This is a genomic window from Sphingobium sp. TKS, from assembly GCF_001563265.1.
Lineage (GTDB): Bacteria > Pseudomonadota > Alphaproteobacteria > Sphingomonadales > Sphingomonadaceae > Sphingobium.
Map to the genome: position 1 here is coordinate 1 of NZ_CP005093.1, position 5,391 is coordinate 5,391.

Annotated in this window: 7 protein-coding genes; 4 read left to right on the plus strand and 3 right to left on the minus strand. The window is 60.9% G+C overall.

Annotated features, from left to right (window positions below; genetic code table 11):
- Positions 1–689 precede the first annotated feature (689 nt).
- Together K426_RS31085 and K426_RS29965 are read left to right on the plus strand one after the other, a co-directional pair.
- The gene (locus K426_RS31085; RefSeq protein WP_013044867.1) at positions 690–1,082 is read left to right on the plus strand and encodes a hypothetical protein; all 393 of its coding nucleotides are present in this window, start codon (positions 690–692) and stop codon (positions 1,080–1,082) included.
- A gap of 164 nt (positions 1,083–1,246) precedes the next feature.
- The gene (locus K426_RS29965) at positions 1,247–2,017 is read left to right on the plus strand and encodes an outer membrane beta-barrel protein (RefSeq protein WP_037493360.1); all 771 of its coding nucleotides are present in this window, start codon (positions 1,247–1,249) and stop codon (positions 2,015–2,017) included.
- Positions 2,018–2,139: 122 nt separating this feature from the next.
- Here K426_RS29965 and mobQ read toward each other — a convergent pair whose 3' ends face one another.
- Positions 2,140–3,363 carry a MobQ family relaxase gene (gene mobQ / locus K426_RS29970; RefSeq protein ID WP_013044869.1) on the minus strand — a complete coding sequence of 408 codons (1,224 nt, stop codon included), beginning with the start codon at positions 3,361–3,363 and terminating at the stop codon, positions 2,140–2,142.
- Positions 3,364–3,530: 167 nt separating this feature from the next.
- Here mobQ and K426_RS29975 point away from each other — a divergent pair, with 167 nt between their 5' ends.
- Complete coding sequence (locus tag K426_RS29975) at positions 3,531–3,806, plus strand: hypothetical protein (protein WP_013044870.1); 276 nt, start codon at positions 3,531–3,533, stop codon at positions 3,804–3,806.
- Positions 3,799–4,239 (plus strand): hypothetical protein, encoded by a 441-nt coding sequence (locus tag K426_RS29980; protein WP_013044871.1) that lies wholly within the window; start codon positions 3,799–3,801, stop codon positions 4,237–4,239. Before K426_RS29975 ends, K426_RS29980 begins: the two co-directional genes overlap by 8 nt.
- Before the next feature lie 10 nt (positions 4,240–4,249).
- Here the strand turns inward: K426_RS29980 and K426_RS29985 are convergent, their stop codons facing one another.
- Both K426_RS29985 and K426_RS29990 read right to left on the minus strand, forming a co-directional pair.
- Positions 4,250–4,570 carry a type II toxin-antitoxin system PemK/MazF family toxin gene (locus K426_RS29985; RefSeq protein WP_013044872.1) on the minus strand — a complete coding sequence of 107 codons (321 nt, stop codon included), beginning with the start codon at positions 4,568–4,570 and terminating at the stop codon, positions 4,250–4,252.
- On the minus strand, positions 4,567–4,788 hold the full coding sequence (locus K426_RS29990) for an antitoxin MazE family protein (RefSeq protein ID WP_013044873.1): 222 nt from the start codon (positions 4,786–4,788) through the stop codon (positions 4,567–4,569). Before K426_RS29990 ends, K426_RS29985 begins: the two co-directional genes overlap by 4 nt.
- Positions 4,789–5,391: the final 603 nt, after the last annotated feature.

A 5,391-nucleotide genomic window follows, 5' to 3' on the forward strand; every position in this document is an offset into this window, starting at 1 on the left:
GTGACAGATACGCGCACCTTGCCCGCCACCAAGCCTCAGCCTAGCCGATGGGTCCAGACTGACCGTGCATCGCATGAGGCTTGGGCGCGCTTAAGCGCATCAAACCCCAAGGCTGGGGCCTTACTACATCTGCTTGCCGCTCGGGTCGGAGATAATAATGCTGTTGTAGTAAGTCACAAGACATTAGCAGAATTGCTAGGGGTTAGATCAATTACAACTATTAAGACAGCAATAACTGCACTTGTTTCTGGAAATTGGATTGAAGTCAGGCGGATTGGTGAAAACGGCACTGTCAACGCATATGTGTTGAACGATAGAGTTGTTTGGTCTGGACCACGTGAAGGGCTAAGATACAGCCTATTTTCTGCAACTGTCGTCGTCTCCGACAGCGAACAGCCGGACCGCGATACTTTGGGCAAGCAAGAACCACTACGCCGCCTTCCCCCGATAGGTGAGCGTCAGCTACCGCACGGCGACGGACTTCCCCCTCCTTCGCAACCGTTCCTAGATGGAATTGAGCCTGATCTGCCCGCCACCGAACAGCAGAACCTCGATCCGGCGATGCAAGAGGAACTATCCCAGCTCGTCATCGGCCTAGGAAACAGGCTCCGCGCGCCCGATGCCTCTCCCCCTGACGATGCAACCGATATATAGATACTATACAGGCCGACTTAACAGCGAGTGACATCATGGGTATCACCCTAAGAGAAGCATCCGAAAAGGTCGGTGTCACCCGCCAAACGCTCATGAAGGCGATCAAGACAGGCCGGGTTTCCGCCGAAAAATCCGATAACGGCGAATGGCGCATTGAACCTGTCGAGCTATTTCGTGTCTGGCCCCCTGTAAATGGGGTGCAGCAACCTTTACAGCCTAACATAACAGGCAGTGACACCCCCGGTTTACAGGCTGAAAACAGGCTGTTGCGGGAGCAGGTTGCCGAACTGCGTGAAGAACGGAACGCTTGGCGGGAGCAAGCCCAACGGCTCGCCCTCACCGATCAGCGCGCTGTCTCGCAGCCCAGCTCCCGCCCCGGCTTCTGGTCGCGCCTGTTCGGCCGCCAGGGCGACAGCCCTAGCGGATAGTGATGAATCCATTGAGAAAATTGTTGCGGTTTCGCAACATATTAGAAAAAACTCAGTTGACCTCAAAATATTTCTTGTATTTTTTAGTTTAGCAGTTACCCCCCCCCCCCCCGCTAGGGTCGCGAAAATTAGTCATGTTTCGTGTTTACTTAGGGGGTTTATTAATGAAGAAGATTATTACTTGCGCCGTTCTTGCGTCTGCCGCTCTTGCTACGCCTGCTTTCGCGCAGGATGAAGCCGACAAGGGTATGTATTTCCAACTTCGCACCGGCGTTGCTGACCTCAACAATCCCGATTTCGCCATCATCGACACATGGTCCGAGCCGAACAATCGCCTCGACACGAAGCTCAACACCAAGTCCGCTGCAACCTTTGGCGGTGAGCTGGGCTATGATTTCGGCGGCGTCCGCGTCGGCCTCGAACTGGCCTATCAGCGCAACAAGGTGAAGGGCATCACGCTCAAGAGCCTGAACGGCACCGCGATCACGGCCGAGGACCTCTCCGATGTTGTCGAAGGTCTTGGCGAACTCGACATTATCAGCGTCGATGATTTGGACGGCGTTGACATTAACGGCACCACGATCAGCGCGACCAACGGCTCCGTCGCTAAGCTGCGCCAGCTCGCCGTGATGGCGAATGTCACCTACGATATTCCGCTCGGCGGCAACACGTTCAAGCCCTATGTCGGCGTGGGCCTCGGCGCGGTCGGCTCACACCTCAAGGCGCTGGGCGAGGATGACGGCTCGGTTCGCTTCGCATGGCAGCTCCGCGCCGGTGCAGCCGTGAAGGTGACGAAGGGCATCGATCTGACCGCCGATTACACCTATCGTCAGACCGGCAGCGGCAAGCTGAACTTCGGGGACGAGGACGTGGAATATCGCCTCGGTAAAACCAAGGCTTCGCTGTTTCAGGTCGGTCTGCGCTTTACGCTCTGATCCGCGACCCTCTCAAATCGCGATAAGTGAGAAACCCTCCTGCTCTGCGGGAGGGTTTTTTCTTGGCTATACGATCCGATCATATGCGACCGAATCATATATGATCGGATCGTATATCGCCGTCACAAGCTCATGCCCCGGTCGCGTTGCAGGATCAGCTCCCGCTCACCGATGAGCTGACCCACGGCGCGCGCCATTTTCGGTTCACGCTGGATCTGCTCGATATAAAGATCCTTGGTGTGCTGGTTGGCCCCGTTATAGGCGTCCACCGCCTTGCGGAGCGCTTCCGGGGTCGCCTTCCAGTCGCTGTTATGGTCGCCATAGCCATGCGCGCCCGCCTCGCGCTTCCCGGCGATGGTATTGAACTTCTCGGCCACCCGCTCGCGTTCCCGCACCTGCTGGCGCTCCTGCGCTTCCTGACGGGCGCGATCGGCGGCTAGACGCTCCTGCGCTTCGCGGGCGAGTTGCACCTCGGCCGCCTCGCGCCGATCGCGCTCGACCGCACCGCTCAAGCTGGCCGCAACATCGTGCAGCCTGCCCGCGATCCGCTGCCCCATGTCTCGCAGCCATTCCGTCCCGCGCTCGATATACTGGCGCAGGCCGGCCCGCTCGACGACGCCGGCGTTGTGCTGACCTACCGCCGTCACCGGCTCATAGGCCCGCCCTTCCCGCGCGGCCACCTGCTCGGCCCGCCGCTCCATCGCCGTCGCACTCGGCCCCATATGCACGGTGGGTTCCTGCTCGATCCCCTGCCGCTGGTGACTGCGATGGTCCACCCGGTCGGGGACGTTCGCCAGTTCCAGCGCCCGATTCTGCATCTCGGCCCATCGTTCCCGCCACCGCTCGACCTCGCCGCTCTGCTTCTGGTCCAGCTCGCGCGTCTTTTCCCCCAGCCCCTCAGGGCCAAGGCGGCGCGTCGTCGTCAACAGGTGGGCATGGTGATTGCGCTGGTCGCCCTCGCGACCAGGTGCATGGATCGACACGTCCACCGCCACCCCATGCCGCTCGCTGATTTCCCGCGCGAGGCCCAAGGCCAGCTCCCGGCGCTCGTCGGCCGACAGCTCGACGGGCAGCGCGATTTCATATTCCCGCGCCACGGTCGCGTTCTTGCGCGTCTCCGCCAGCTCGGCCGCGTTCCATAGCCGCTCGCGGTCGGCCGCCCACTCCGGCGCGTCGGTCGGCAACATCAGCTCGCTATGCTCGACGCCCTGCTTGCGGGTGTAATCGTGGACGAGGCCGGTGCGCTCGTCCGTGATTTCGACGCCCGCACGATAGGCTGCCGCCGCCGTCGCGCTGCGACCGGCGGAACGGCCTATCGCCTTCACCGCAAGATGGAAACTCGCCATCGCCGCGCCCTACCTTGCCATGCGGGAGCATGGCGCGGGCGATAGCCCGCTGGGGTGGAGGGGTATCCCCTCCCGCACGCAAACGCAAGTTTGCATAAGTGCGCCCTTCCTCTCTTTCGTTCAGTCGGGTCCGGTGCTATCAATATCACTCAGCGAAAGGATTGTGCATGGCCGCTCCGACGCCAGAGGCTATCGAAAACGCCCGCCGCAAGGTCGAACAGGCCAAGGCCCGGTTGCAGGCATTGGAAGCGCGCGCCGCCACCCTGAACCGCAAACAGGACGCCCGCCGCAAGATCATCCTCGGCGGCCTGCTCCTCGATGCCGCGATGAAAGACCCCGCATGGGAATCCCGCCTCAATGACCTGATGGGCCGGATCAGCCGCGATCAGGATCGCAAGGCGTTCGATGGCTGGACCTTCAAGGGCGGCCCCGCCGATGCCTGACCCGTTAGACCCCGCTGAGTTCGACGCCCCGCCCCCTGCCGATCCCGGCGCGGATTATCGCGTCCTGCTCGATGCGATGCGGCAGGCCGGGGCCGATGGGATCGCGCAGCAGTCGGCCGCGCTGGTCCAGCGGATCGAGCAGGACGCCCGCCAGCGCCTCGAATGGGGGCAACGGATGGGAACGGCGGTCGATGATCTCCAGCGCGTGGCGGGGCAGCTCCAGCGGGTCAGTGCCGGGATATGGTGGGACCGGCTGAAGGAATGGCTCTCGGCCGCCCTGATCGGGCTGGGCCTGATCTTCGCCGCGGCCCTCGCCTACCAGTGGGCGAAGGAACCCAAGATTGAACAGCGGCTATACGGCTGCACCGCACGATGGGACGCCAAAACAGGCAAGTGCAAAGGCGACTGGGTGCCGTTGCAGGCAAGGGAATGACCGACGCCCTTCAAATCAGCCCGACGACAAGGAGCAAGGCGCGGTCCACGGCCTTCATCCGCTCATCGTCAAGCCGCCCGAAAGGCTTGCTGATTTTCGAGCGGGGCAGGGTCGAGAGCTTGTCCACCATCACCTGCGAGAGCACACGCAACCCATTGGCGTTGTCCGGCTCGACGGTGATGCGAAAGGCAGCGTCGCGCACGGCGCTGGTGATCGGGCAGATCACGAGGCTTTCCAGCTCGGCCAAAAGATTCGACTGCACAATGAGGGCCGGGCGAGGCTTGCCGTAGTCACCTTGCAACGAAACCGCGACAATATCGCCTCGCTTCACTGCCAGCCCTCGACCTGCGCCGCCGCTTCCTCGACAAACCGCAGCGCGTCCAGCTCCGCCGGGTCGCCCTTCAACTTCAAGCATTGCTGGCGCACACGCTCCGCGAAGTCAGCCCCGCGCGTGTCGGGAACCCAGAATTGGACGGGCCGAAACCCCGCCGCACGCATCCGCTGGCGGTGCCGATCTACCTTGTCAGCCCTTTGCTTGATCGCGGCCATGTGAATCTCCATAGGTATCATGCTAAGTTACATGATACCTCTTTGACTGCTCCCCCGCAAGTTCCTTCACTCCGATTTGCCTCTGGCGTCCCGCAGGGGCGCCGCCGAGCCTTTGGATGGCACAAAAGCCACCCCCAAGCGCCTCCCTGCGTCCTACGGGCCGGAAATCGCCTCCTACACCCCCTGATAGCCCGTAGGAACTTTGCCGTAGGAACTGCCCTTTGCGGGAATATGCGACCGTATGAGCTGGGCGTCTCCAACCCATAACGCGCGCCGCGATTAGCGGCGCTCATTGTTCACTTTTTGTTCCTATCTAAAGGGGCTGCTTCGCCAGCGCTTAGGTCCGCGCTTGCACCCCCTTTAGATCATATAGAAGGGCGAGATTTTTTATTGCGTAATTTCAATGTGTTGGCGGGGGGGGGTAGCCAGTAGCTGATTGGCTAGGGGTAGCCAGTAGCTGATTGGCTAGGGTCTGTCGATTTTCACCAATTTATTGTCGATAATTGACGTTGATTTTTGATAATTTTCTGGCGATAATCGGACATAGATTGACTGCCCCTAGCCAATCTATGTCCGATTTCTCGACACTGGAGTCACACCCCT

Bases quoted from the DNA above. Each gene is read 5' to 3' on its own strand.
- K426_RS29980 (WP_013044871.1), top strand. From the start codon at position 3,799: ATGCCTGACCCGTTAGACCCCGCTGAGTTCGACGCCCCGCCCCCTGCC.
- K426_RS29965 (WP_037493360.1), top strand. From the start codon at position 1,247: ATGAAGAAGATTATTACTTGCGCCGTTCTTGCGTCTGCCGCTCTTGCT.
- mobQ (WP_013044869.1), bottom strand. From the start codon at position 3,363: ATGGCGAGTTTCCATCTTGCGGTGAAGGCGATAGGCCGTTCCGCCGGT.
- K426_RS29990 (WP_013044873.1), bottom strand. From the start codon at position 4,788: ATGGCCGCGATCAAGCAAAGGGCTGACAAGGTAGATCGGCACCGCCAG.
- K426_RS29975 (WP_013044870.1), top strand. From the start codon at position 3,531: ATGGCCGCTCCGACGCCAGAGGCTATCGAAAACGCCCGCCGCAAGGTC.
- K426_RS31085 (WP_013044867.1), top strand. From the start codon at position 690: ATGGGTATCACCCTAAGAGAAGCATCCGAAAAGGTCGGTGTCACCCGC.